At 56.0% G+C, this 26,424-nt stretch carries 25 protein-coding genes; 18 read left to right on the top strand and 7 right to left on the bottom strand.

Annotated features, from left to right (window positions below):
- Positions 1-237 precede the first annotated feature (237 nt).
- The 11 genes from ACHUE7_RS03075 to ACHUE7_RS03025 all read left to right on the top strand — a co-directional run bounded on the left by ACHUE7_RS03075 (position 238) and on the right by ACHUE7_RS03025 (position 14,136).
- Entirely contained in the window at positions 238-2,115 is a 1,878-nt protein-coding gene (locus ACHUE7_RS03075; RefSeq protein WP_394168675.1) for a beta-N-acetylhexosaminidase, read from the top strand.
- A 167-nt stretch (positions 2,116-2,282) separates the two neighbouring features.
- Entirely contained in the window at positions 2,283-3,536 is a 1,254-nt protein-coding gene (locus tag ACHUE7_RS03070; RefSeq protein WP_127556756.1) for an ABC transporter substrate-binding protein, read from the top strand.
- A gap of 240 nt (positions 3,537-3,776) precedes the next feature.
- The gene (locus tag ACHUE7_RS03065) at positions 3,777-4,766 is read left to right on the top strand and encodes a carbohydrate ABC transporter permease (protein WP_348477374.1); all 990 of its coding nucleotides are present in this window, start codon (positions 3,777-3,779) and stop codon (positions 4,764-4,766) included.
- A gap of 7 nt (positions 4,767-4,773) precedes the next feature.
- Complete coding sequence (locus ACHUE7_RS03060) at positions 4,774-5,616, top strand: carbohydrate ABC transporter permease (protein WP_127556757.1); 843 nt, start codon at positions 4,774-4,776, stop codon at positions 5,614-5,616.
- 685 nt (positions 5,617-6,301) lie between these two features.
- Entirely contained in the window at positions 6,302-8,656 is a 2,355-nt protein-coding gene (locus ACHUE7_RS03055) for an efflux RND transporter permease subunit (RefSeq protein WP_394168674.1), read from the top strand.
- The gene (locus ACHUE7_RS03050) at positions 8,656-9,468 is read left to right on the top strand and encodes an outer membrane lipoprotein-sorting protein (RefSeq protein WP_394168673.1); all 813 of its coding nucleotides are present in this window, start codon (positions 8,656-8,658) and stop codon (positions 9,466-9,468) included. The genes ACHUE7_RS03055 and ACHUE7_RS03050 overlap by 1 nt, the downstream gene beginning before the upstream one ends.
- A complete protein-coding gene (locus tag ACHUE7_RS03045) occupies positions 9,468-10,823 on the top strand; it encodes a DUF1302 family protein (protein WP_394168672.1) in 1,356 nt (451 codons plus the stop codon). The genes ACHUE7_RS03050 and ACHUE7_RS03045 overlap by 1 nt, the downstream gene beginning before the upstream one ends.
- An 83-nt stretch (positions 10,824-10,906) precedes the next feature.
- Entirely contained in the window at positions 10,907-11,587 is a 681-nt protein-coding gene (locus ACHUE7_RS03040; protein WP_394168671.1) for a TetR/AcrR family transcriptional regulator, read from the top strand.
- Positions 11,588-11,629: 42 nt separating this feature from the next.
- Positions 11,630-11,926, top strand: a complete 297-nt coding sequence (locus ACHUE7_RS03035) for a 2Fe-2S iron-sulfur cluster-binding protein (RefSeq protein WP_394168670.1) — start codon at positions 11,630-11,632, stop codon at positions 11,924-11,926.
- Between the two features lie 348 nt (positions 11,927-12,274).
- Complete coding sequence (locus ACHUE7_RS03030; protein ID WP_394168669.1) at positions 12,275-13,660, top strand: AlkA N-terminal domain-containing protein; 1,386 nt, start codon at positions 12,275-12,277, stop codon at positions 13,658-13,660.
- The gene (locus ACHUE7_RS03025) at positions 13,657-14,136 is read left to right on the top strand and encodes a methylated-DNA--[protein]-cysteine S-methyltransferase (protein ID WP_394168668.1); all 480 of its coding nucleotides are present in this window, start codon (positions 13,657-13,659) and stop codon (positions 14,134-14,136) included. The genes ACHUE7_RS03030 and ACHUE7_RS03025 overlap by 4 nt, the downstream gene beginning before the upstream one ends.
- Here ACHUE7_RS03025 and ACHUE7_RS03020 read toward each other — a convergent pair.
- Positions 14,095-14,556 carry a GNAT family N-acetyltransferase gene (locus ACHUE7_RS03020; RefSeq protein WP_394168667.1) on the bottom strand — a complete coding sequence of 154 codons (462 nt, stop codon included), beginning with the start codon at positions 14,554-14,556 and terminating at the stop codon, positions 14,095-14,097. The two genes, ACHUE7_RS03025 and ACHUE7_RS03020, sit on opposite strands and share 42 nt — an antisense overlap.
- A 227-nt stretch (positions 14,557-14,783) precedes the next feature.
- On the opposite strand from ACHUE7_RS03020, the gene ACHUE7_RS03015 reads away from it, so the two are divergent.
- Positions 14,784-15,959, top strand: a complete 1,176-nt coding sequence (locus tag ACHUE7_RS03015; protein WP_394168666.1) for a hypothetical protein — start codon at positions 14,784-14,786, stop codon at positions 15,957-15,959.
- Between the two features lie 65 nt (positions 15,960-16,024).
- The gene (locus tag ACHUE7_RS03010) at positions 16,025-16,915 is read left to right on the top strand and encodes a DMT family transporter (RefSeq protein ID WP_394168665.1); all 891 of its coding nucleotides are present in this window, start codon (positions 16,025-16,027) and stop codon (positions 16,913-16,915) included.
- On the opposite strand, the gene ACHUE7_RS03005 is transcribed toward ACHUE7_RS03010, so the two are convergent.
- Positions 16,912-17,430, bottom strand: coding sequence for a GNAT family N-acetyltransferase (locus tag ACHUE7_RS03005; RefSeq protein WP_394168664.1), 519 nt, complete (start codon positions 17,428-17,430; stop codon positions 16,912-16,914). The two genes, ACHUE7_RS03010 and ACHUE7_RS03005, sit on opposite strands and share 4 nt — an antisense overlap.
- Positions 17,427-17,906 (bottom strand): ribonuclease E activity regulator RraA, encoded by a 480-nt coding sequence (gene rraA, locus ACHUE7_RS03000; RefSeq protein WP_394168663.1) that lies wholly within the window; start codon positions 17,904-17,906, stop codon positions 17,427-17,429. The genes ACHUE7_RS03005 and rraA overlap by 4 nt, the downstream gene beginning before the upstream one ends.
- Positions 17,907-18,079: 173 nt before the next feature.
- On the opposite strand from rraA, the gene ACHUE7_RS02995 reads away from it, so the two are divergent.
- From ACHUE7_RS02995 to ACHUE7_RS02985, 3 genes are all read left to right on the top strand, one after another.
- Complete coding sequence (locus tag ACHUE7_RS02995; RefSeq protein ID WP_394168662.1) at positions 18,080-18,616, top strand: GNAT family N-acetyltransferase; 537 nt, start codon at positions 18,080-18,082, stop codon at positions 18,614-18,616.
- 373 nt (positions 18,617-18,989) lie between these two features.
- Positions 18,990-19,652 (top strand): hypothetical protein, encoded by a 663-nt coding sequence (locus tag ACHUE7_RS02990; protein ID WP_394168661.1) that lies wholly within the window; start codon positions 18,990-18,992, stop codon positions 19,650-19,652.
- 81 nt (positions 19,653-19,733) lie between these two features.
- The gene (locus ACHUE7_RS02985) at positions 19,734-20,144 is read left to right on the top strand and encodes a hypothetical protein (protein WP_127556772.1); all 411 of its coding nucleotides are present in this window, start codon (positions 19,734-19,736) and stop codon (positions 20,142-20,144) included.
- Between the two features lie 365 nt (positions 20,145-20,509).
- Here the strand turns inward: ACHUE7_RS02985 and ACHUE7_RS02980 are convergent, their stop codons facing one another.
- From ACHUE7_RS02980 to ACHUE7_RS02970, 3 genes are all read right to left on the bottom strand, one after another.
- Positions 20,510-21,031 carry a P-loop NTPase family protein gene (locus ACHUE7_RS02980; protein ID WP_394168660.1) on the bottom strand — a complete coding sequence of 174 codons (522 nt, stop codon included), beginning with the start codon at positions 21,029-21,031 and terminating at the stop codon, positions 20,510-20,512.
- Between the two features lie 239 nt (positions 21,032-21,270).
- Positions 21,271-21,618, bottom strand: a complete 348-nt coding sequence (locus tag ACHUE7_RS02975) for a hypothetical protein (protein ID WP_394168659.1) — start codon at positions 21,616-21,618, stop codon at positions 21,271-21,273.
- A 68-nt stretch (positions 21,619-21,686) separates the two neighbouring features.
- Positions 21,687-22,184 (bottom strand): GNAT family N-acetyltransferase, encoded by a 498-nt coding sequence (locus tag ACHUE7_RS02970; protein ID WP_394168658.1) that lies wholly within the window; start codon positions 22,182-22,184, stop codon positions 21,687-21,689.
- Positions 22,185-22,439: 255 nt separating this feature from the next.
- Here ACHUE7_RS02970 and ACHUE7_RS02965 point away from each other — a divergent pair, with 255 nt between their 5' ends.
- Positions 22,440-23,189 carry a glycerophosphodiester phosphodiesterase family protein gene (locus ACHUE7_RS02965; protein ID WP_394168657.1) on the top strand — a complete coding sequence of 250 codons (750 nt, stop codon included), beginning with the start codon at positions 22,440-22,442 and terminating at the stop codon, positions 23,187-23,189.
- A 12-nt stretch (positions 23,190-23,201) separates the two neighbouring features.
- Here the strand turns inward: ACHUE7_RS02965 and ACHUE7_RS02960 are convergent, their stop codons facing one another.
- Complete coding sequence (locus ACHUE7_RS02960; RefSeq protein ID WP_394168656.1) at positions 23,202-25,034, bottom strand: methyl-accepting chemotaxis protein; 1,833 nt, start codon at positions 25,032-25,034, stop codon at positions 23,202-23,204.
- A 194-nt stretch (positions 25,035-25,228) separates the two neighbouring features.
- On the opposite strand from ACHUE7_RS02960, the gene iadA reads away from it, so the two are divergent.
- Positions 25,229-26,401 carry a beta-aspartyl-peptidase gene (gene iadA, locus ACHUE7_RS02955; protein WP_394168655.1) on the top strand — a complete coding sequence of 391 codons (1,173 nt, stop codon included), beginning with the start codon at positions 25,229-25,231 and terminating at the stop codon, positions 26,399-26,401.
- Positions 26,402-26,424: the final 23 nt, after the last annotated feature.

Raw genomic sequence — 26,424 nt, 5'->3', positions numbered from 1 at the left:
GGCATCCATGCCTCAGACTACCCCGGATAAGCCTACCCGGCAGTCAGCACTCGGTATGTCATCAATTTGGGAATTTAAAACCATTAATGACAGTCGTTCAGGTTAGTTGTTGTTGCTACTCTGATCTCAAGTTTTGACAACATGGCGGTCAGAATTATTTCGGGCAAGAATACGACCTTTCACTGGCCATGACAATACCAATATAATACCTTTAAGAAAAACATTAAGGACTCAGACATGACATTAACGGCCGAACTCGCCATCACCGCCCGGGATGGCCACTATCATTTGATTCTGACATTGCCTCAAGCGGTAGCCAGGGAACCGGGCGCAACCGAACTCTGTTTCAGTATCGCGCACCCTATGGACCTGTCGAGCCTGGAAGGCGCCCGGTTGCTGGATGCCCAGGGCGACTGGCATCGCCTCGAACTGGAGACACCCTGGACAGGCCAACAGGCGGTGACCGTGAGTTTTTCAGGTAAGAATGAGCTGAAAAAGCTGACCGATCGCCCCTACGGTGTATATCTGGTTCAGGGTGAGCAACGCCTGCCGGTTCGGTTCGAAGGTGAAGCAGAGCGACACTGTATTAAACCCGTTGCGGTGCCCCCCGATACCCTGAGTTTTATTCCCAGACCCAGTCATTTAAGCGCTGACTCGCCTTCGATTCCCTGTCCGATCGCTCTGCGATTTATAGCTGCAACCTCTGGCCCAGCCTGGAACACTGGCTGGTATCAGCGGCTCATTGCCCGGTTCAATACTTCCAGCCCAGCGCTGGCTGATGATGGTTTTCCCATTAACGCCACGCTCGCCAGCGACCTTGCCGAAAGCTTTCGACTGAAAGTTGATCATCAGGGCGCTGAATTGAGTTATCGAGATGAATCAGGCTTTTACGCTGGCCAGGCGTATCTGATGCAGTATCTGCTGCAATGGATGCTGGCCGGCTCGCAACCGGGCGTCACTCTGGCTGGTACATCGGCTTTTGCGTACCGCGGTGTGCATCTGGATGTGGTACGGCACTTCTTTCAGGCCGGTACTGTCCAGGGTTGGCTGGATATCCTGGCCCTGTTGCAATTCAATCACTTTCACTGGCACCTGACCGATGACGATGGATGGCGTGTGCCGAGCGAGGCTTACCCGGAACTGGCCCGCATTGCGGCCTGGCGGGGGCACGACCTGCCTGTGTGCCCGCAAATGGGCTCCGGTTCCGAGCCCTACGGCGGGGCTTACACGCCTGATGAAATTCGTGAAACCGTGAGCCTCGCACGGGATCTGGGCATCACCGTGGTGCCGGAACTCGATATCCCCGGCCACGCCCGGGCCTTGCTGATTGCTTTGCCAGAACTGGTTGAGCCAGACGATACCTCTGTTTACACCAGTGTTCAGCACCATCGCCGCAATGTGATCAACCCCGCTTTGCCGAAGACGTCTGAAGTGATGAGAACCCTGCTCGACGAGTGGTGCTCATTCTTTCCCGGACCCTTGTTCCATCTCGGGTCGGATGAAGTACCTGACGGCGTCTGGCAGGGGTCACCGGCTGCCCAATCCTGGTCCGAGCAGAGCGGTCAGCCTGTTGATACCTTGCACGGTGCTTTTATGGCAGAGATGGAGCGAGAAGTTCAGGCACGGGGGAAGACCGTTGTCGGCTGGGAGGAAATTCGTACCGGGCAGGCCGTTTCCACCGAAACCTGGGTGATGTCGTGGCAAGGCATTGAGGCGGGCCAGGCCGCCGCCGAGGCCGGGCACCCGGTGATAATGACCCCCGCCCACCATTGTTATTTCGATCTGGCCGTGACGGATCAGCCTCTCGACCCCGGCTACTATTGGGCCGGAACCGTCAATCTGAAAAAAGCCTGGGCGTTCGATCCACTGGCTGGCCTCTCTGACGCCGCTAAGGCAAAGATCAAAGGGGTTCAGGCCTGTCTATGGACCGAGATCGTCGAAACCCCACTTCATGCCGAGTACATGTGGTTTCCGCGCCTGCTGGCAACCGCCGAGGTGGCCTGGGGCACCGGCGCAGAGCGCACTTTTGCTCAGTTCGAACGGGATGCCCGGGTAACGATGAACCTGTTGGCTCACCTTGGTATTGCCGCTCGTGATGAAACCGCGAGCTGGTAAGCAACTGATTTGTTTGATTATTTTGAGAGAGGCTCAAAAAAGCAACAAGAAAAATCCGGCTGGTTATTGCTTGGTACTACCATTGGTATTATATTGGGCTTGCCCTTATCGAAGCATTCATTAAAAAAGATCACAGGCTGTGATCTGCCAACAATAAAGAGGTTCATATGAAACTCATCAAAAAGACCCTGGTTCTGGCGACTGCAGCGGCCACACTTGCTACCAGCCACCTGGCCTTCGCGGAAAGCACAACGGTAGAAATGTACAGCTGGCGTATTCAGGACGAGGCGCTGATTGATTACATCAACGAGAAAAACCTGATCCCGGGTGTTCAGATCAACCTGAACGTCTATACCGAAGACATTGAATCCAAGCTGCGTATTGACATGCAGACCAACCGGCCAGACCTTTACCATGCCAAAGCCGGCTCTGCCTGGATGCAACCCTGGATCGACGCGGGTGTTGCGGCTCCGGTCAGCGACCTCGGCATTGATATGTCGGCCTTTGGCGAGGCTGCCCTGGCGGGCGCGACCGGCAGCGATGGCCAGGTTTATGGCGTGCCTTTTGTGATGCAGATGGAGTCCATTCTGTACAACAAGTCGGTACTGACCACGGAACCGACCAATCTGGAAGAACTCGAAGCCACCTTTGAAGACCTGAAAGCTCAGGGCATCGTGCCTCTTCACGTCGATGGTCGTGATGGCTGGTACCTGAACCAGGTACTGCACGAAACACTGCTGGCGGGCCTAACCAGCGATGAATGGGCCCAGGGTGTTGTGGAAGGCACGGCCTGCTTTACCGACGACATTTATGTTGACGCCATGGCGCGCTTTAAATCCTGGCAGGACAAAGGCTACCTGAACCCGAACCCGATGGCGGATGACTACGGTGCCATGCGCACCGGTGTAGCACTGGGTACCTCGGCGATGATGATCGACGGCATCTGGTCTGCAACCCCGGCCTCTCCTATGTATCAGATAGACCCTGAGCTGCAATTGGGCTACATGGCCATTCCGGGCTCGGCGAATAAAGTCTATGGCTTTACCGATGCGCACCTGGCCTACAACCCGCAGTCTGACGACATTGAAGCGGTTGAGAAGGTGCTGGAATTTTACGCCTCGCCGATGTTCGCACAGTTGTTTGCCGACCTGGTCGAAGCCGTACCTGCATCGAACTACCCGGTTGACGTAAACAATGAGCGCGTGCAAATGGCCTCAGAGATGATCGCCAACAACTCTCTGGTCGCCCAGCCGTTCTTTGCCGATTCACTGATCAGCGTCGACCCGGGCTATCGCCCATTGGTCTCGGAAGGTCTGCAAGAGTTACTGGCGGGCAAGATTACCCCGCGCGGTCTGGCTGAAAAGATCCAGTCTGGTCTGAACCAGTCGGATTACATAGGCGCGGCTAACTGCGCACTGTGACTCGAGTTTCGGTGGCCATGGTCCGCGTCGGCTACCGGTGATGCTTCTGTGGGGTCGGCGTAAACCCATCCATGGGGCCTAGGCCGCAGCATCCATGCTGCGGACTCCCCCACAGAAGCATCACCGGCATCCGCCGCTTGCATCCCTGCCAACGCCAAAAACTTGGGCAACACATGCTTGAACGGGTGCCTCTTTTAGGCTCCCGCTCCCTCTTCTCTACCGCCTGCAAATGTGACTATCATGACACGACATGCCCCCGCTGAGCCTTTGGCTCCACTGAGCACCGCCGACATGCCAGACGACAAACAAGCCAGCCGTGTAAAGCTCAGCTATCGCACGATTGAAAAAATTCAGCGCACGCTGCTGCTAACGCCCGGCGTACTGCTCTACAGCGTGTTCAATTTTATTCCGTTGCTGATGCTGTTTTACCTGAGCCTGGTCGACTGGCCCGGTATTGGCCCGAAAGAATTTGTTGGCCTCGACAACTTTGCAAAAGTGTTGACCCAACCCTATTACCGCGATCAGATGATCAACGCACTGCTTCAAAATGTGATCTTTTTTACGGTCATCATTGGCTGCTTTTTGATTATTGGTACTGGCCTGGCGCTACTGCTGAGTTTTCGCACTTACGGTCGGAAAACCTATCAGGTGTTGTTCTTTTTGCCCTACCCGATGGCTGGTGCTGCCGTTGCTTATTTGCTCGACTTATTTGTACACCCGCGCGGCCCACTGAACGCGGCACTTACCCAGTGGGGCCTGGCCGACGCGCCTATTCCCTTTTTAGGCTCGGAAGACACTTCGTTGATTACCATGGCGTTGTTTTACTCCTGGCACCGCATGGGGTTCGCCATCATTCTGATTTTGTCAGGCATTCTCGCGGTTCGAACCGATCTGCTCGAAGCCTCAATGCTCGATGGCGCCAGTCGCTGGCAATCGATCCGTCATGTCGTGTTCCCGGTGCTTGGCCCGGCTTTTATTCTGATCACGGTGATCGTGCTGGTCGATGTGTTCAACAACGCCGATTACATTCTGCTGATCATGGGTCCGGAAGCCGGCCCGCTGCGCTCAACCGACATCATGGGTACCTTTTTGTTCCGCACCGCTTTTGGCGGCAGTGCTGACACCACCGACACCAATTTCGGGCTGGCAGCGGCCATTGGGCTGCTAACCGCACTGATGATTTTACCGGCGGCCATCTTCCTCGCGCTGCGTAATCTACGGAAAACCTGAGGCCGTTATGGACAAGATTTTTAAGCTCAACAAACGTGAACAGTTGCTGGTGCAATTCATCATGCTCGCCTGGGTAGCGGTGGTGCTGATTCCCTTCGGCGCAGCCGTACTCAACGCACTGAAGCCCAACGTCGGGCAGGTATTTCGCGAACCCTTCGGCCTGCCAGACCCCTGGACCTGGAGCAACTTTGCCAAGGCCTGGGTCAACGCCAATTTTGCGCAGTACTTTGCCAATTCAACCATCATCGCGGTCAGTTGCGTCGTGCTGGTTACCTTCTGCGCCAGCACCACCGCCTTTGTGCTAGCGCGGATGCCGTTCAAAGGCAGTACCTTTATTTTTATCTGCTTTTTATTCGGCGTCATCATCCCCATCCGGCTCGCTCTGGCACCGCTGTTCGACATTGTGCGGTCGCTCGGATTGCTCGATTCGCTGCTTGGGGTCATTCTGGTTCAAAGTGCCAGCATGATGCCGGTGTCGGTATTCATTCTGGTCAGCTTTATGAAAGGTATTTCGACCGAATTGGAAGAAGCCGCCAAGATGGACGGCGCTCTGCCCTTCACCCTCTACTGGCGCATCATTTTCCCCCTAATGCGACCCGCCATCGCCACCATTGCCCTGCTGACCTTCGTGCAAGCCTGGAACGAGTACTTCTTACCGCTGATCTTTTTGCAATCAGAAGCCAACTACCCACTCACCCTGGGCCTGCAACGCTTCAACCAGCAATTCTCAATCCAGTGGCACATGATGTTTGCAGGTATCCTAATCATGATGGGCCCCACCATCCTAGCCTTCATGCTGGCCTCCAAGCAGTTCATTGCCGGGCTTACTCAGGGTGGCGTTAAGGAGTAAGTGGTTGCATTAACTTCCGGTTGCTCTGCCTCTGAGTTTGGGGTGAGGAATCGGGTGTTCTCGTTCGGGGTCGCTGTAAATACTTCCCTGTAAGCTTGGCTTCGGGATATGAACCCCATCCATGGGATTCACCCTCCGGGCTCGCTGCGCTCGTGCTAAAACGCTCCCGGCGCTTTAGTCCATGCCTTAGACAACCCCGAACGAGAACACCCGACCCCACACCCCTCGCACCATTCGTGGTTTCTCAGACTCAAATAAAAAATCAAGAGTTCCTTTCGAACATCCAGCCAATTGCATGATTCATAACCTTCATGGCAAATGGCTTCCTAACGACCGAACTTTTAGCTGATCAAGTTGCTTGTGCCGCTGCAAGCGCGAGTGTCGGGTAGTGGGTTGTTCTTTCGGGGTAGTCCGAGGCATGGATGCCGAGGCCTAGGCTCCATGGACGGATTTACGCCGACCCCGAAAGAACAACCCACTGCCCGACACCCAAACTCCCAGCCCTTTAAATTCAACCACCGACGCATCCACTGCCACATAGTTAGCCCCACCTCTTGACCTTCCTCCCACTGACCCCTCCAGACTGCCTCCGCACAAATATTTACACCGTATATTTCTAGTGATAAGTTTGCATCGTTAACTTAACACCATAAACATAATGAGTGATCAACACAGGAGCATGACAATGAACGGATTGATACGGGGTTGGGCACGATGGGTGGTGCGCGGTCGCTGGGCTGTACTGGCCCTGGTGGCTGCGGCTATGGGCCTGGCCTTTGTGCCGATGGGCAACCTTTACTATGACAACTCCAATGAGCGATTCTTCCTTGAAGATGACCCAAACCTGGCGACGTTTAACAACCTGTTGTATCGCTTTGGCGATGTCGAATACCTGTCAGTCGGGATTGAAGCCCCGGCTGGCGATGCCGACCTGTTTACGCCGGAAACACTCGGTGTGATCGATGAGCTGACCCGGTTTCTGGAGGACCGGCCAGAAGTGACCCAGGTGCGGTCGCTGAGCAAGTACCAGTACACCCACTCGGGTGGCGGTATGTTAAGTACCGATACCGTATTTGAAGAGATTGATAACCCGACCGCCATTGCCGACGGCCGCGAGATCATGCTCGGTGAAGACATGGCGCTGGGCAGCCTGCTGACGGAAGACCTGCGCCACACCCGCATTGCGGCTCGGGTGCAGTATGAGTCGGGCACCAGCGAATTGAAAATGTCGCTGATGGCCTCGCTGCGCGATTTTATCGCCAAACAAGGCTATGAGGCACAGGGCTATCCGCTTCGGTTGAGTGGGCAGCCGGTGTTCAATGAACAGTTCGAAGTGTTGTCGAAAAGCGATCAGGCCTGGATCAACCCCGCCATGGCCCTGGTGATGATTATTATTCTGGCGTTTAGTTTTCGTTCAGTTACCGGCACGCTCGTGCCCTGGGTCTTGATCGGCAGCGCTATTACGCTGGTCACCGGCATTCAGGGGCTGATGCGCTGGCCGCACTCGGTGGTTGAATCGGCCCTGGTGCCTGCGCTGATTATCATTGGCGTGGGGGTTTCTGTGCATGTACTGGTCGAATTCTACCGGTTTCGTGGTGAGGGTCTGTCGCCTAAAGAAGCGGCTCAGCGCACCATTGAACACCTTTGGGTGCCAGCGTTTTTTACCGCCTTTACGACAGCCGCAGGCTTTATGGCGCTGAGCGTTACCCAATTGGTGCCTGTTCAGCAATTCGCCTGGTTAGGTGCCATTGGCGCCATGATGTTGTTCTTACTGGCGATGACCCTGCTGCCGGCGGTGCTGAGCTTTATTCCCTGGTTTTCCGACCGTACCCGTCACAGTGTCGATACCGGTCTGGTGGCGCGCATTACCACGGCGGTGCCCGACTTTACGTATCGCAACCGTCATCTGCTGACGCTGCTCGGTGCCACTTTACTGGCCATCAGTTTGGCTCTGATTCCGCGCATTCAGGTCGATTCGAATTTCATCACCTACTTCAAGGAATCCAACCCAACCCGGGCGGACCTGAATTACTTCGATGAACAGTACAACGGCATTCAAAACGTTGATCTGATGATCGACAGTGGCGAGGTACGGGGCATTCACAACCCGGCCTTTCTGAGCGAAGTAGACCGCCTGCAAAGCTGGCTGGAAACCCAGCCGGAAACCGGTGAAATCAATTCCCTGATCGATTTTCACAAGCGCATAAATCAGTCGTTGAATTTTGACGACCCGGCCTACTCACGCCTGCCCGACTCCCGCGAAATGGCGGCTCAGTTTCTGTTGTTGTACGACAACAGCGGCAGCGATGAAGACCTGACTGACGCGAAGGATTTCGACGAGCGCTGGCTGCGCATGTCGGTGCCGATTCGCAACATGGCCGCCAGTGACACCTCGGCATTTCTCGACCGTTTGAAACAGGAACTGCGCGATGAATACCCCACACTGACCACTGAAATAAGCGGTAGCATGGTGATGTATAACGCTCAGGATGAATACATTAACCAGGGCATGTTCCAGTCGTTTCTGGTCGCACTCGGCATCATGGCCGTCAGTTTTATGGTGCTCTTCCGCTCGCTGAAATATGGGTTGATCGCGCTGGTGCCGAGCATTGTTCCGATCCTGATGACCGGTGCTCTGCTGGTGATTCTCGGCATTCCGCTTAACCTCGGGACTATGGTGGTCGGTGCAATGACCATGGGCATCGCGGTCGATGATGCCATTCACATGATGAACCGCTATCTGCGTGCCCGTGCACGTGGTATGACAGCATCGCAAGCCATTACCGCTGCCAGCGATCAGGCCGGCCGAGCGGTGATATTCACCTCTATCGTCCTGGTCCTCGGCTTCAGCATGATGCTGCTTGGCTCCTTTATTCCTTATATCTACACCGGGCTGTTTGCGGCCAGCATCATGGCGCTGGCCCTGCTGGGTGATCTGATTTTCCTGCCTGCCCTGCTGCACCTGATCGACGGCCGCAAGGTCGTTGAACCCAGCCCAAGGGCCACGCTTTCAACATCGTCTACCGGAGGAACCCTGTAATGTCTGTTTTTAAACTTATCACGATCACGTCGCTGTCACTGGCCGCCTTACTGAACGTTGCCCAGGCGGAAACCCTGAGCGCCCGCGAGATCATGGAACGGGTTGATGACCGTGACACCGGCGACTCTTCCGTCTCCGACGCCAACCTGATTCTGATCGATCGCAACAACCGCGAACGCGTGCGTGACCTGCGGCTGTACTCGCTTGAAGAAGCAGGTGTTACCAGGGCGGTTACCTACTTCCTGGCGCCGACCGACGTCGCCGGAACCTCCTACCTGAGTTACGACCATGACAACCAGGAAGACGAAGCCTGGCTGTATTTGCCGGCGCTGAAACAGGTGCGTCGGGTCGCCGCTGGTGATCGTTCTAACTCGTTCATGGGCAGCGATTTCAGCTATTCGGACCTCAACGGCACCACACTCGAATGGTACGACTACGAGCTGCTCAGTGACGACGAAAGCGTCGACGGCCACCCTGTCTGGAAAATCGAATCGCGTCCCAAACCCGAGTTCGCTGAACAGGTTTCCAACGAAACAGGCTATGAGCGTTCCCATCTGTGGATTCGCAAAGACAATTTCATGCAGGTTCAGGGGCAGATTTGGGTAGAGCGCGGTGGGCGAGTTAAGTATTTCAGTGCCCGCGATATTGAAGAGGTCGATGGCATCTGGACAGCCCATCGCATTCAGATGATCACCACCCGCAATGGCGAGCGCGAGCATGGCAGCGTATTCCAGATCAACGAGGTGACGTACAACGACCATACCGACCCTAGCCTGTTCACGACCCAGGCGATGCAACGAGGGTTGAACTGATGGCCGCACTCCCCTTTCCAGGGGCCGTGTTGGGTCTGGCATTGACAATGCCCGGCCTGGCGCTGGCCGAGGATGACTTTTTCGGTGCCCTTGACACCCAGGCGACCGCCACCGAACCGGCCTCACAAAGCCCGGTACAATGGCTCGGCTGGGTTCAGCAAAAGGTCGCCTATGGTTACCGGGCACCCGAGCCCGGCCCAAGCCGGGACCGGGCCGCGCTGACTCGCCTTGAGACCCAGCTTTACGGCCAGATGAGCGCCAGCCACGAAGCTTGGTCCGTTCGACTCGCCGGGTCACTCACTTACGATGCCTTGCCAGACTTGAGCGAAGCGGATGCATGGGAGACCCACGATTTTACCGACGCCCAGGCAGAAGAACGCCGCTGGCAGGCCCAATGGGCCGATAGTTACCTTGGCTGGCAAGACGGCAACTGGTGGCTGAAGGCCGGTTACCAAACGCTGGCCTGGGGCCAGGCGGAATCGCTGATCGTCACCGATGTGCTGGCCCGTCGTGACCAGCGCTGGCCTGGCCAGCAAGACTTGGAACAGACCCGCCTGCCGGTGCCTGCCCTCACCCTGAACTGGGCCGGCAAACTGGATGTGGCGGTGCTGGGCTGGGCTGAAACCGACCTGACTCCGGCCCCCTTTGACGACTTCGATCAACGCGCTGGCCTGCGTGCCAGCGGCATTGAAATCAGAGACGAAGAGGCTGAGAACCCGCTGGGCGTTGCCGTGCGCTGGCAACAGCGCTGGCCCGGGCTCGACCTGACCTGGCTGGCGGCCGATGTGAATGCCTTCGAAGCCACGCTGAGTGACGTCAGCTACAGCGGTGCTATTCCCGAAGTCGCCACCTTTCAGCCGGAACGACGCCGGGTGCTGGGCCTGAGTGCCCAGCTCGCCCGGGGCTCCTGGCTACTGAAAACCGAGCAAGCCTGGCACCAGGGAGTGCAGCACGCGACGGACAACGCGCTGGAACCCTGGGTCGAGTCCGATGAATGGCGCGCCATAATCGGGGCCGATTACAGCGGCTTTCGCAATCTGACGCTGACGCTGGAAGTCGGTAGCCAACTGTTGCTGGACCCGCCAGACGACATCGACGATGACGAAATACGGCTGTCGCAATCGGCACGCGCCCGTTACACCACCTGGAATGACCGGTTGGAACTGACCGCTCAGGGCGTGAACTTGCCCGGTGACTCTGGGCAGGTTGTGCGACTCGCCGCCGACTGGCAAGTCAGCGACCCGCTCTCAGTCGGCCTGAGCGTGGTTGACTACCTCGCTGAAAAGTCAGACCAGGCCCTCTACGGCGTGCGCAACCAGGACGCAGCGATCTTCAATCTGCGGTATGGGTTTTAGAGAGTGATACTGCAGGCTCATAACGGGCGAAACACCGGCCTCATTCTGGTAGAATGGCCGGTGTTTCGGTTTTGAGTATCCACATGAGTCGTCAAAAGAAAACCAGTTACCATCACGGCAATTTGCGGGTCGCGTTAGTGGACGCTGGCTTCCGGTCGCTGGAAACCGGCCACCTGGAAGACCTGAGCTTGCGCGCGCTGGCCAAAGAGGTCGGGGTAACGCCAACGGCGGCCTACAATCACTTTGCCGACAAGATGGCACTGATGGTTGAAATGAAGACGGAAGGCTTCCGCCGGTTCGATGCGTTTTTAGCCGAACATCTGGAAGCCTTTAAAGAGGCATCGGCGGAAGACAAGGTACGCTGCCTCGGCCGCGCCTACATGGCCTTTGCGGTCGAGCATCCTGGCATCTTCAACCTGATTTTCTTCTGGACGCCAGAACAGAAGTACCTGACAGACGCCCTGGCTCATGCGGCTGCCTGTGGCGAGAGAATGCTTCAGGATATCGTCGCCGATATGTTACAAGTCGATGGTATTGAGCTGAACGATTATCAAAAATCAGTGGCCTGCTTCAGCGCCTGGTCGATGGTTCATGGCATTACGCTCTTACTGCAAACCGGCGTGGTCGATGCTGTGACCTATTGCGGCAACTGGCCCCAGGAATTCTCCAGCCAGAACCCGGAATCCCAGGCACATATCCTGGAGCACCTGTTGGAAATTCAAATCGAAGGCCTGAAACGAGTGCTGCCCGGCGTTAAGCCATAAACCTACTTTTTACCAAGCCACCACAGGAGCAGAGCGACAGCAATGACGACCGTCTCCATACAATGGCAACAGGCCCCCGTCGGCTATATTCAGGGTGACCCCAACCTCACCCTGCATCAAAACCTCGATAACCAGGGCATCACCCTGCGCAAAGCCTGCGACAATGGAGCTTGCGGCATTTGCCGCTGCCGCCTGACCTCCGGCGCCATCGATTACCGCGGCCGCCACCCCTACGGATTGAACTCCGGCCTGCAAGCCGACGGCTGGATTCTCCCCTGCATCGCCTACCCCAAAACCCATGTAAAACTGGCAGACTTGCGGTTTACGAGTAAAGCCTGAGGTTCGTTAACTGAGTTAGAAATTCAGCGGTCAATTGAACCTTTGGTTAGTTGTTCTTCGGTGGGAGGCGGACTACCGGGAGTGTCTATCCGGGTGGTGCGACACATCGCTCGGCGTAAACCCATCCATGGGGCCTAGACCGCAGCGTCCCTGCTGCGGACTACCCCGGATAGACACACCCGGCAGCCCTCTGTTGTAGCCGAGGTTAAATATGACGAATTTCTAACTCAGCTAACGAACCCAGCACTGCCTCAGCCAATCTTTCCCTACTCCACATTCAGTTCCGTTTCCGGCCAGTTTTTTGTGATTCCCGGGTTACACTGATGGTCATGAGATGAGGAAACACCTGTGACCGACCGCCACTACCAACAAGCCCGACTCGCACGCGACCACCGCTTCGATGGCCGGTTTTTTGTTGCGGTTAAAACCACCGGTATCTACTGCAGGCCGATCTGCCCGGCTCCAGCGCCGAAAGAGCAGAACGTCTGCTATTTCGAAACGGCCATCGCTGCCGCCAACGCTGGCTTTCGCCCCTGCTTGCGTTGCAGGCCAGACAGTGCACCGGCATCCTGGGCCTGGAAAGGCACGGATACCACTTTGGAGCGAGCTTTGCGTTTGATTGATGACGGGGCCCTGATAACCGGCAGCGTCACTGACCTTGCGGATCGGCTGGGCATTACCAGTCGTTATCTGGGCCAGTTGTTTCAGCGTTCTGTCGGCACCAGCCCGAAGCAATATGGGCTTTACCAGCAAGTGCTGTTCGCCAAGAGTCTGCTGCAACAGACCGATATGCCGATCACTGAAGTGGCACTGGCCTCCGGGTTCAACAGCGTACGCCGTTTCAATGACTGCTTTGCCAGCGTGCTTCAAATGACACCGCGTTCATTGCGACGTCCAACGGGCAAACGAATTCAGGAAACCGGTATCCGGTTGTTGTTAAGTTACCGCCCCCCTTACGACTGGGCGGCGTTGCGCGATTTCCTGCAGACCCGGTTAATTGACACCCTGGAATGGTGTGGTGATGACCACTACGGTCGCACCTTTCGCCTGGCCAATGGTGCTTCCGGCCGCTTTACGGCCCGGCACCGGCCTGAGCGATTCGGGTTTGATGTTTCGCTTCAGTTCAGTCAAGCCGTACCCTTGCTGCCGGTGGTGCGGACCATCCGCCGGCTGCTGGATCTCGATGCCGACAGCAGCACCATCGACGCTCATCTGGCGCCGATTCAGGCTGAAGTTGGGCCGGAACGGCCGGGCTTGCGGTTGCCGGGCACCTGGGATGCGTTCGAAGCGGGTATTCGCGCCATTCTCGGGCAGCAAATCAGTGTGGCGGCGGCGCGCAACCTGGTGCGCCAGCTTGTGGCTGAGCAAGGGGAAGTGTTGAGCGGAGCGGACGATGAGCATCGCCTGTTTCCCACCCCGGCGGTGCTGGCTAACAGTGATCTGGCCAGCCTTAAAATCCCCGGACGCCGGCGCCAGACGCTGATCGATTTCGCCCGTTTCTTCGACAACGAGCCCGACCAGGCCGCAGACCCGGAGCATTGGCTGGCGCTCAGCGGCATCGGCCCCTGGACGGTGAATTACGCCCGCATGCGCGGGTTGGGCGACAGCGATGTCTGGCTTGGGTCTGATCTCGGGGTGAAGAAAGCCCTGGGGCAGGCGAAAGGTGCCTGGCAACCCGCCGATGCCTCACCCTGGCAAAGTTATCTGACCTTTTATATGTGGAGTCTGCTATGAAACCGGTTTATCAGAGTTTATTGCCTACCCCGATCGGCACGGTGCGCATACTCGCCAATGACGAGGCTATTACGCGCATCGATTTTGTCGACGAAGCTGACGCTTCAGCTCATGCAGAGAACGACGTAACTCGTTTGGCCCGGCAGCAGTTGACCGATTATTTTGAAGGCCAGCGACAGGCATTTGATTTGCCGCTGGCCCCATCAGGTACCGAATTCCAGCAAGCCTGTTGGCAGGCCCTGGTGCGGATTCCCTATGGCGAGACCCGCTATTACGCCGAGCAGGCCCGGGTGATCCAGCGCCCGAGCGCGGTGCGGGCCGTTGGCGCAGCCAATGGGGCCAACCCGATCTCCATTGTGGTGCCCTGCCACCGGGTGATCGGGAAAAGCGGTCAGTTGACGGGTTATGCGGGTGGGTTGGACCGCAAGGCCTGGTTACTGGCCCTTGAGCGGGGTGCTGTAACCACTGGTCAGTGATTCGGGCAGGGCCACTGCGCCCACGGTGCGCTGATAGAACTCAATCGGGCCGGGGTCACCAATGAACGCATACACATACCCCCGAGCCCTCAGCCGATGCAGTGCATCGAGCAACAAGGCCTTGCCCAGCCCCAGGCCGCGGGCCGATTCAGCCACGCCGGTTGGCCCGAAAAAACCGGGAAAGGTCACATCGAAACAGGCAAACCCCAGAATCTCGGTGCCGCGCCGGGCAATCAGTACCCGGCACGGGTGGTGACCCAGCCCATTGGCCACCTCGCTCGACCAGAGCGTGCCAAAATGGTCGCGTACCCAGTCGACAATCACCTCTCTGTCCCAGGCTTTGGCTGGCGTCAGCTCATACCCTTCTACCAGGGGCGGTATGACGGGCAAGTCTGACAAACCAACAATCATATCGGTCATGCTCGGTTCCTGCTTGAGTCGAAGTCGACAATTTAACAGGCTGAGAGCCTGGTTTGGAAATCCGGACCATTAGAAAGCCGATGAATTCAAGATGAACGCCAAGGTCAAAAAGGCAAAAAGGTGACCAGTTGCACTCGCACCGGCTATTCGCCTGCCGGATAATAGCCCTATTGACACAGCACCCGGCCCTCACTTTTTTTGCCGCCGGGCGACAAGGAGAGACCGACATGCGCGCCACCGCTTTCGTTTTAATGCTGGCCATGCCCCCCTGGGCCTGGAGCGAAACCCGGCCCGAGCCGGTCAGTGTTATCAGCACGGCCTTTGCCGACACCCAATCCGCCGCCTGCCGCCTTGCCTTTGAACAGGCTGAAGATGACGCCCGGGCACAACTGGGCACTGGCGACACAGACCGCCTGGAGCTGGTCAGCCGCACCGATGAACGGCTCGGCACCACAGAAGACGAGCGTTTTGAATGCCAGGTCGAGACCTTCTGGCTTGAACGACAGGCGCTAACAGCAGAGCAGCCCCAGCCAGACAGCATCCGTGAAGACCCGTTGCGTTTGGGTGGCCTGGAATCCATAGAAGGCCGGTACCAGGCCGATTGCCGGGCCAGCCGTCGAGGTGAAGCGTGCCGCGAGCAGATTGAAACCGAGGCTGGTGAGGCGCTGCTGAACCGGCTGTTACAGCGTGAAGGCTTGTCAGACGACGAACTGGCACTGGAATCCGACGGGTTCGAAGGCAGCCAGACGTTCGACTACGACCAGTCGGACCTGACGCTGACCATGGACGGCACCTTCTATTTCATTCGGGTCGCCCCCGAGCAGCAAGCCACTGACTCGACGCCAGCCCCTGAACCCGCAGGCACCCAGGGTGAACTGACCCGCGCCAAGCCAGCCGAGCCTGGCCCAATGGATAACCTGGACGTGACTCTGTTCTACGTTTGGGATGGCAACGACAGCGCCAGTGAAGATGACCTGGCGCTCAGCGCTCGCCGCTGGGGCGTGGGACTTTGGGTCGATAACCGTATCGGTGTCTCGGCCTTCTGGGGCGATGAACGAGCCGGCATCGCCGATTCACGCGGTAACGTTCATAACGCGGGCGACCGTTACGACATTCGCGGTGTCGGCATTGGTTATCGCGTGTTCGACAACCGCTCGGTCACCCTGGAAAACATGATTCACTACGTTGATGCCCAACCCTACTCAACCGCCAATCTCGACCCGGGCTGTGCCGCTTGCACACCCCGCAGTTACGAAGCGGAAGATTACTTCCAGGCGTCCGTAAACCTGAAAACCAACAACGAAGGCCTCAATCTGGGCTGGATGCTGACCTGGAAACTGCGCGACGACGTCACCCAATTCGACAGCCTCTCCGGCGGCTGGTATGTGGAGTTGCAGTTTTAAGCTTTACTCACCCAGCACCAGTCGCTAGCCTAGCCCGCTCATTTTAGGCTACTGGCGAGCAAGTGATGTCATCTGAAACCCGGGCGCTGTGTTATGCACTCGCTGCTGTACTGCTCTGGTCAACCGTCGCCACGGCCTTCAAAGTTGCCCTGGGGTTTGTCACCGTCAGTCAGTTGATGTTCGGTGCCTCGGTATTTTCGGTGATCGCTCTGGCGGCGACGTTGCGGGTTAGGGGTGAACTGCGCCAGGCCCTGCAGCGGTTTTGGTCTGATCGCGGTGCGGCCTTTCGACTGGGGCTGGTCAACCCGGTGCTCTACTACGCCGTTCTGTTCGAAGCCTACGACCGTTTGCCCGCTCAGGTCGCCCAACCTGTGAATTACACCTGGGCGATTACCCTTGGTCTGCTCTCGGTCCCTTTTCTCGGCCATAAACTGACCCGCTGGGACCTGATCGGCATGTTGCTGGGTTATTCCGGTGTGGTGTTCATCTCGCTGGCGGGCAAAAACATCTCGGGCACACTCGATGGTTTCGGGCTTTTTCTGGCGTTGTTTTCCACCCTGCTCTGGGCCGGCTACTGGCTACTGAACGCACGCGACCCGCGACCGCCGATCATTGGCCTGTTCCAGAACTTCAGCTACGCGCTGCCATTACTGCTGATCTGGATGCTGGCTACCGACGGCTTCCCCGCCATGAACAGCTGGCAACCCTGGGCCGCCCTGGCCTATGTGGGCGTGTTTGAAATGGGCGTCACCTTTGTGTTCTGGCAACTGGCGATGCACTACACCAACAACGCCAGCCGCATCGGAACGCTGATTTTCCTCTCACCCTTTATCAGCCTGTTCCTGATCCACTTCGTGCTCGACGAACCCCTGCAACTGATGACCTTCGGCGGCCTCGGCCTGATCATCGCGGGGCTCTGGTTGCAGCAGCAGATGGCACGGCGGGAAGCACCCTAGCCTTCATCAACCGTCTTAAACAACTGAAACCCGCGCGCTTCATAATTGGCGCGTGCATTGGGGTGATCGCCCGAGCAAGTATGCAGCCAGACTCGTTTTGGCAGATTGCCCTGTTCATCAGCGAACGCCCAGGCCAGGTGCAGTGCCTCAGTCAGAAAGCCACTGCCCAGACCCTGGCCGATGAAGGGTCGCGCCAGACCAAAATTTTCTATCTCGATCTGATGGCCCTCGCCATCGATCAGTGGCTGACGCACCATCTCTACATAGCCCGCCGGACTGCCCTTCAGGTAGAGCACCCAGGTGCGGACTTCCGGGCGTTCAACCTGGGCTTGCCACTGCTCGAGCGACCAGCTGTTCTTTTGGGTCCAGTCCCAGTCTTCGCCGACCAGCTGGTACAAAAACCGGTTAAACGCCGCCTGGCGAATTTCAGCCTCAGCCAGCACGGCATCCGCATGTTCCAAACGCTTGCCGGTCACTGCCTCGGGCGAGCGCATTTCCAGGTGCCAGACAATCATCCGAACAGCTGCCTTTTGCTGACCACAATGCCGGTTTCATCGGCATAGAGGTACATTCCCGGCTCGATCGTCTGACCCGCAAAGGTGACCGGTACATCGACATCGCCCAGACCTTTCTTTTCGGTCTTCACCGGAATGCTGGCCAGGGCCCGCACACCAATGGGCATGCGCTGCAGTTCGTGAATGTCCCGTGCGCAGCCGTTGATGACGACGCCTTGCCAGCCGTGATTAACGGCATCGAGCGCGATCTGGTCACCGATCAGGGCTTTGGCCAACGACGCACCCCCATCGACCACCATCACTTTGCCATCGCCATCGGTACCAGCCAGCTCTTTGACGCGGGAGTTATCTTCAAAGCACTTGACCGTCACCACCTGGCCAAAAAACGCTGGTTTGCCACCAAAGTTTTGAAACAGCGGTTCGAGGACAAGTACGTCATCGGGGTTGTCATCACATAAATCAGGTGTATTCCACATGGGCTCTTGACTCGCTTTCTTTGGCAATGAATGATCATGAACGTTTTAACCGGGGCGCTCATGGCATGACAACAGGCCCCGATCCAGGTTAACAAGAGAATGAGTGCCGACGTGACTTACCGTGACATCCAAACACCCGAATCCAAAACCGGCTCAACATACGAGGCAGCGCCATGTTAACCACAGAGCGCCTCGTTCTGGTAAGCCCCGAGGTCATCAAAGCCCCGGTACTGCTCGACTTTCACTTACAAAACGCTGACCATTTTGCCCAAGCAGGCGGCACATTGCCAGAGTCGCTCCGTATCTGCCGGCAACGCCTGAAAGCGGAAACCACGCTCTGGAAAAACGATCGGTCCTACCGGTTCTATGGCTTGCTCGAAGGCGAGCTGATTCTGGATGTCAGCTTGAGCAATCTGGTGCGCGGTGTGTTCCAGGCCGCGCATCTGGGCTACAAGATAGCGGAGCATCACACTGGCCAGGGCTTAATGACAGAAGCCGTCGATGCGGTGGTACGACACGCCTTCAATCGGTTGCGCCTGCACCGGATAATGGCCAACTACCAACCCTGGAACACCGCAAGCGGCCGAATACTCGAAAAGCTCGGGTTCGAACGGGAAGGGTTTGCCAAAGACTATTTGTTCATCAATGGCCAATGGCGAGACCATGTACTGACATCGAAAACCAATAAAACATTCCAGTTCAAACTATGACCACCTCGCGCCGAATGTGCTGATTGATGTCATGATTTATATACAGGATCATCAAACGCCATCAATTGAACATTTGTCTACTCGATCACAAATTCAATCACATCGGTTTGTACGAAAAAAATTCTGCTGATATCTTCGATCTCAATTGACAGCATGCGACATTCGTCGCAATGCTGATGGAAAAAACCGCCAAGGACGTATTCGCCACTCATTACCGACCAAACAGCATCCGCTGTTACTCACTGATTTCACCCGTGCCATTTTTGTGTTGCGCTTACACATTAGCGACAGACTTTTAGTGCCGGAAGAAATTCAGCGGACGGCTGACAGCGACATACTGACAAATGCAACTCACCCTGGATGGACCCAGACAGTGTTGAAATCCCTTATTCTTTCACCACCCCGGCAGTTGATCGAAAAACTGCTCCCGACCTCAGACAACGTCGTCGTTACCCTTTACGACAAGTTTGGTCATTCGCATACGGGCACCGTCTTATCCGTGTCGGCAGAACGAGGCCTGATCGGCCTTCAGTCCGGTGGCATTAAGGGCAAAGATATTTCCCTCAGCGTGCTTGCCCTGAACGATATCGTGTCGTTTATGCTGCATCAGGCAGAAACACACCTGGAGCACCTTACCGTCGCCAAACCCCCCAGCCAGACTACCTCAAGCGCGCCCTATGGCTTTGATTTTGACGACTATTTGCTTACACAGCAGACCATGCTGAAGACAAACTATGGGTTAACACTTGAGCTTTCTCTCGATCAGGCAGACATCGAAGACGAGGCTACCGAGACCCGGGTCAAGAACATGGTCGACAAACTGGTCGACCTGATTGCCAAAACCAGTCAGGACGAGTTTGGCCTTCAGATGGTCGCCACCCTCAGTACTATCCACATAGTGAATAACGAAGCGCAGTTGATCTCCATAAAAAGAGCGGAATCAGCCCTTCGGGTCCAATACGATTACCGGGCCAGTTCGGGCACACAGGCACAACTCGCCGACAAACTGAAAGTCTTGTTTGAACGGGTTCTTTAAGTTCGGCGCTTCCTCAATGGTTGAGAAAGGCCGTTTTTTATACCTGACCAATAACCAGGTGACGTTAAGAAGGAGCAAGTAATGGGTTTAGCAGAAAAGAAAGCCGCGCGTGAGTTTCAGAACAATCGTTTCGAATCTCTGAAAAAGCAGATCGACAAGGAAGCGGGCTTCGAAGTAGACGTTGAAGTGAACTGGGAAACATTACAAGTTGAAAAGTACTCACACCTTTTTGATGAAACCTGGCCCAAGGTTTACTTTCACCCTCTGATCAAAGCGCTGAAGGAAATGTGCTCGGAAGATTTTGCACAGGAAGCCGTTCAGGAAGGGCTCAAAAAAGTCGTTATCCAGAATTACAGCGATAACCACAACTCTGATCGTTTTGCTACGTTCAAAAACGGCGTTTTGACGTTGAATCACTCACCGATCTTCAACGTAGACCAGATCGACGATCGGGCTCACAACATCCAAACCGTTGTCGAGAAAGAGCTTTGAACTAAGAACCACCATCTGTACTCCCACCCTTGCCGTCTTTACCTCGGGTGGGAGCCTTCAGCACACAAAGGGAACACTCAGGGTCCAACCCGGAACGGCTGTTAAAACGCACGTTAATCTGGCCGTGCTTGAGTAACAACTCTCCCCCGACCTACTCGGTGTGCTTTGGCTGAGCTTTATGACAACGGATAAAATGACTCACCATCTCTACCGGTACATCCCACAACTGAAAAACCAGACGGTCACAGTACGGTCCAGGCATTGAGTGGGAGCTGACCAGGGAGCCTATTGCTCCAGTCAGCCTCCAGTGTCAATAATGCGAGATCAATAACACTCGATCACTATAATCTCTAACCCTGTGTCTGTTAAACAGACTCGACATGCTGTTCAACAAAACGATTCAGCTCAGAAACGGACCGAATAACATACAGCGATTTATCTGCCGACATACCTTCCAGCTTGCTGACAAACCCATCATTCCAGAACCTTGGGCATTGTGTTAATACTCTATAGCTTTCTAGGGTTCCCTTTAACACTGAACTCCCTTCAGGCCAGCCTTCCGGTCTTACAACCAAGCCTTTCAAACAACGCTTTGTCACCAGCCAATAGCTGACAAAATAGGGCAAATCGATGTAGATCAATGTATCCGCCATGTGCAACCGACGATAGAATGACTCGATGGGTCCAAAGCCATCAATGAGCCAGCGCTCTGACGACAGTATCGATTCATGTTTGTCTTCGTAAACTTCCCGATCGACCAGGCTTCCATTGCTTTCATATAACATTGAATCCAATGGATACAAAGTGACTCCGGTAGCGACTGCCAGGCGCTTGCTTAAGATGGACTTACCACTACCCGGTTTACCGAAAACGGCTATCTTCTTCATTCTACCTCCATTAAATGAGACTAAGCCCAAGAGGCAGACACAAAAAACCCGCCTCTTGGGCGGGTTTGATCAATCACGAACGCATCAAAAACCCACCATTCCTATGGAATGATGATAATTCGGGCTGTCTGTTGCGTAAGGTTTGTATTCATTATCGATCATACTATTGATGATGTTTGCACGAGCTCAAGTCTCGCCTGAGTCAATAAGTCTATACTCCCTGCACTGTAAAGGGAACTTCAATAGACTGCAGACCGTATTACATGCCAGGAACCCTTTCTATCGTATATACCCAGCTCGATCACCGCGTCTCTTTTTTCGTAGATGCCTTTCCAGACCGTCCTGTATACATCCAATTCATCAACCCTCTGATTCCTTAAAGTACCCAGAAACTCATAACCCGTATTCATGCCATTTTCTTCGTGCATCTGTTCAATGTCGCTTTCAAAAACGTCTCGCGTAAACCCATCGAGATACTGTTCTTCGTAGCGCTTTGTGTACAACTCAAAATTGCCTGCGTCATCGGCCGCCAGCATTTCTTTCAAGTACTCTTCTGCAACCACTAACGCTTCAGGATGTTCATTCATAATGGTACTCCCTTTATAGAGATTACTGGTTTATAAAAGGCAGGCTGTACCATCACCATCGACGCTCATCATACTTCTGAGCGGCCCAGCGAATACACATGATTTTCATGCAGCTCACCTTCGAGATTAAATTCAACATTTCCGATCTGTTCGAATCCCAATTTTCGGTAGAAAGCGATTGCACTATGGTTTTCAACCCAGACAGATAACCAGCAGGGCAATCCATACTGTAACTTTGCCTCTTCAATCAATGCACGCCCAATACCCCGGCCATGAAAGTGTTCCGACACATAAAGCCTGGCAATCTCGTAGCCACCGACCCCACCCTTGAATCTTGAGTCCAGATCGATGACCACGAAACCAACCAGGTGATTATTTTCTATAAAGAGCAGTATTTCATGACCACTGGCATCTATAAGCTGCTGATAGTGCCCTTCGGTAAATGTTGCTAAAGCGTACTGCGAAATCTTGTCCCTGAGACCCTGTGTCGCGTAGGTATGAAGCCAGACCTGCAGCGACAACGCGGCCAGATTCTGGCAATCATCCTGCCCTGCTTTCCTTATCAACTTTGAACCTCCGACGTGAGCGACTGTTAAAACCATCTGTTAACTTGGAATAGGTAGCGTCGATATGCCCTAGTGAATACCCTAGTCAAAATTTATTCAGTCCGATACAGCCAAGTCCGTTTCAGCAAATAGAAAAGTATTCAGACTAGACGATTTCCTTGCATCCAGGGAACCTTAGAACATATCCCCCTTGCACCACCCGCCAGGAAGAGGAAAATAGCACCCAATCACACCACCGTCACGAGGGCCCACCCCATGTCATACCTTATGCCAGGCTTAATCGGTCACCGGGGCGTTGCGAGCGAAGCCCCCGAGAATACAGCCATTGGCCTGAAACGCTGCAAGTCGCTTGGCATCAAGTGGGTGGAGCTGGATGTCACCCAGGCCGGGGATGGTAGCCTGGTGATGATGCACGATGAGACCCTGGAACGGTTCGGCGGTCGGCCGGAGCGGATCAGTAATATGGACCGGGAGGCACTGATGAAGGTGGATGCGGGCACCTGGTTTTCGCCCGTGTTTGCCGGTGAACCTTTATTGTTTCTGGAAGAAGCGCTGGATCTGGTCAAGACCCTGGGGCTGGGGCTTAACCTGGAAATTAAAGTAAACCCGGATTTGCCAGTGGCGCCGTTGGTCGATGCGGTGGTTGCAAACCGAGGGTTGGATGCGTTGCACAATGGAGAACGGCTGGTTATTTCCAGTTTCGATCATACCGCGCTTGCCCGGGTTGCACAGCAAAAGCCAAACTGGGCCTTAGGCGCTTTGTATGAAGGGGTAACGGAACAATGGGCCGAAAGCCTGACTGACTTTACGCCCTACAGCATTCATACCGATTTCGAATCACTCACGGCTAAACTGGCAGCGGAGATTCGGGCTCAGTACCCACTGTATTGCTACACAGTAAACGACCCCATTACCTTCCAGCGCCTGCTGGATATGGGCGTAACCGGGGTCTTTTCAGACCGCGCCCACGCGCCGGATATGCGGGCTTTGGTAAAGGCTGGCTGATGCCCCTACCTATCAGACTTTGAAACGATCGGCCTGTTCGCGCAGGCGCTCGGCGTCTTCGGCCATGGTGCGCACACCAGCGACGGTTTGCTGGGCCTGTTCCGCAACCTGAGCAATCAGGGTCGCAATGCTCGTTACGCTGTTGTCGATGGAGTCGGTTGCTTCAGCCTGCTCCTGCGTCGCCTGGGAAATGTGTTCGTTGGTGGCGCGAATATCCCCCACTACCGTTACCACTGAACGCATCGCCTCGCCGGCGCTGGCACTGAGCGTACCGGCGGAGGCGGCGGATTCCACGGCACGTTGCATGGCCGCCACGGTGGTGTTCACTTCGTTGGAGAAGTGCGCCACCATCGTTTTAATCTCCTCGGATGATTGCTCGGTTTTTTGCGCCAGAGTACGTACTTCATCGGCCACGACGGCAAAGCCCCGACCCTGCTCGCCGGCGCGCGCAGCCTCAATGGCAGCGTTAAGGGCCAGCAGGTTGGTTTGCTCGGAAACGCCATGAATCACATCGACCATGGCGTGAATGTCTTTGGTGCGGTCGGCCAGGGCGTTCAGGTTGCCGGAGGCGGTGCGAATCTCCTGCTCCAGGGCCGTTACCTGCTCGCCGCTGGCGACGGCTTGGTCGCTGCTGTTGCGACAGGCAGCTTCGACATCCATGGCACGGCTGGCCGCCTCGGTAGTGTGTTCGTTGATGCCGCGCACGGTGGCTGACAGCTCGTTAATGGCGGCGGCGACCAGATCTACCTCGGTATTCAAACGGTCGAGTATCTGACGGATGGATTCATTGGCCTGTGAATTCTCCGAGACTTTTTCAGCCATTGACTCGGCGCTGCTGCGCACATCCTGAACAATGCTGCTGAAGCTGGTCAGCATGTTGTTGAAACTCTTGGCAATGCGGCCCACTTCGTCGCGGCGCTTCAGGTGCACGCGCTGGGTCAAGTCGGCGGTTTCATCAATGCGTTTAATGGCTTTTTCGAGTTGTAGCACGGGCTGGCTGACCGAGCGGGATAGAATAAAGCCGACCACAATGAACAGTACGCTCACCACAGCCGCTGTCAGCCACCCCTGCCGCTGGGTGGAACGGCCCCGATCGACCATGGTTTCAATACCGGCTATCAGGGTTTCACTGCCGTCGGCCACTCCGGCCGCTGCGCGTTCAACATCCAACACCGACGTCTCCAGGCTGCTCAGTGCATCGGTCACGCTGCTATTGGCCGCGACCACCGCCTCAGATGAGAGCATGGCCACCACTTCCATCATGGTGTTCATTGAAATGAAGTTACTCTGGGTGCTTTGCACAATGCGCTGGCCCTGCTCGGCATTGCCCTGTTCGAAGGCTTCCAGAGCGCGTTCAATGTTGCTGTTGAAGTCATCCAGATCGAGCAGGAACACATCAATGGCCTCGGCCAGTTCCTCATCGAGCTCCCCCAGGGCTTGCACCGCGTCGCGCAGTTGCACTTCGGCCCGGTCACCTTCGCCAATATCCGTGGACGACAGCGAGGCCGTAGAAGCCAGGCGCCAGAACAAAAAGGCCGGGTAGCGTTCCAGCGCAACCGCCGTTTGCTGCTGCACCTGAACCGCCTGCAACTGGTCTGCCAGTGCTACCTGTTGTTGTTCAAGCTGGCGTTTTTGCTGCTGCAATACCTCACTTTGCCGGGTGAGCGTGGTGCGCTGTTCGTCTACCAGGTCGGCCTGGCTCTCGCTCTGCGCCACCAGATCCTGAACACCGGCCATCACAAAGGCAAAACCGAGCAGCAGCAATATGACCAGCACGCCCACCAGCACCTGAGTGCGCACGAACAGCGTCCAGTTACGGGGGTTGGCCTTGGCAATTAGGGACATCGTTCAACTCCAATGGCACGCCAGCCTGAGGGCGCGGGGTATATTTATGAATCTCAGTATAGCTTTAAAAACAGGCGCCTCGTTTTCATCATTGCGGCCTGTGGCGCTGCCTTGCCTTGGTGCAAGAGCGGCAGCCACGTATGATGGCCCGACACATTCCTACAAAAACATTCAGGACAGGACACCGACTCGATATGCTGACTTTGATCCGTGGCGCCCACCTTCTGGCACCGGAAGACCTGGGCATTCAGGACGTACTGATCGCCGCTGGCTCCATCATCGCCATCGGCACAGATCTGAACCTGTCGGGCACCGTTGATATAGAGGTTATCGACGCCCGGGGCCAATACTTGACGCCCGGTCTGGTCGACACCCTCACTCACATCACCGGCGGTGGCGGCGAAGGCGGCTTTCACACCCGCACCCCGGCCATGACGTTCAGCGACGCGATTGGCGGGGGCGTGACCACCGTAACCGGCGTTCTGGGCACAGACGCCATCTCCCGAACACTGCCCGACCTGCTCGCCAAGGCCGCCGGACTCGAAGCCGAAGGCCTCACCGTGGTATGCCACACGGGCTCTTACCAGGTACCGGTGCGCACTCTTACTGGCAGCATCCAGCAAGACATTATGCTGATCGAGCGGTTTGTTGGTGTCGGCGAAGTCGCGATAGCGGACCACCGCGGCAGTCAGCCTAGCTGGCAGGAACTGGCGCGCATTGGCGCCGAGGCCCGGGTGGGCGGCTTGCTCAGTGGTAAGGCGGGGATCGTCAGCATTCACGTCGGCGAGGCCAGCGAACAACTGTCGTTGTTGTTCGATGTCGCCAACCAGTCGAACATACCCCTCAGCCAATACTACCCAACGCACATGAATCGGTCTCCCGAACTGCTGCAGGACGGCCTGCGCTTCATCAAAGGCGGTGGCAGCATCGACTTCACCGCCAGCCATACGCCCGAGATTCTTGACGCCGGCGAAATCAAATGCGCCCACGCCCTGAAATACGCCCTGGACCGGGGCGCCGATGAAAACCGCCTGACTTTCAGTACCGATGGACACGCCAGCCTGCCTCATTTCAATAAGGAAGGTATACTGGAAAGCCTGAAGGTCGGTGCCATGGATGCCATGCTGAACGAATACCGCGATGCCGTACTGGAAGAAGGCATACACCACAGCACCGCCCTGAAAGCAGTTACTGCCAACCCGGCCCGAGTCTTGAAACTGCCCAGAAAAGGCCGACTGGCTCGCGGCTGCGACGCCGATCTGCTGCTGCTGGATAAAGATACCCTGGCGCTGCGGCGCGTAATGGCCAAGGGCGACTGGTGCCTGGCCGACGGGGAAACCCTCAAAAAAGGCACCTTCGATCGTTAACCGACGGTTTAATCAGTAACTCT

It is taken from the genome of Saccharospirillum alexandrii, assembly GCF_043641555.1.
Taxonomy (GTDB): Bacteria; Pseudomonadota; Gammaproteobacteria; order Pseudomonadales; family Natronospirillaceae; genus Saccharospirillum; species Saccharospirillum alexandrii_A.
The sequence above is the reverse complement of the archived record's forward strand: the minus strand, read 5'-3'. Positions and strand labels throughout refer to the sequence as shown.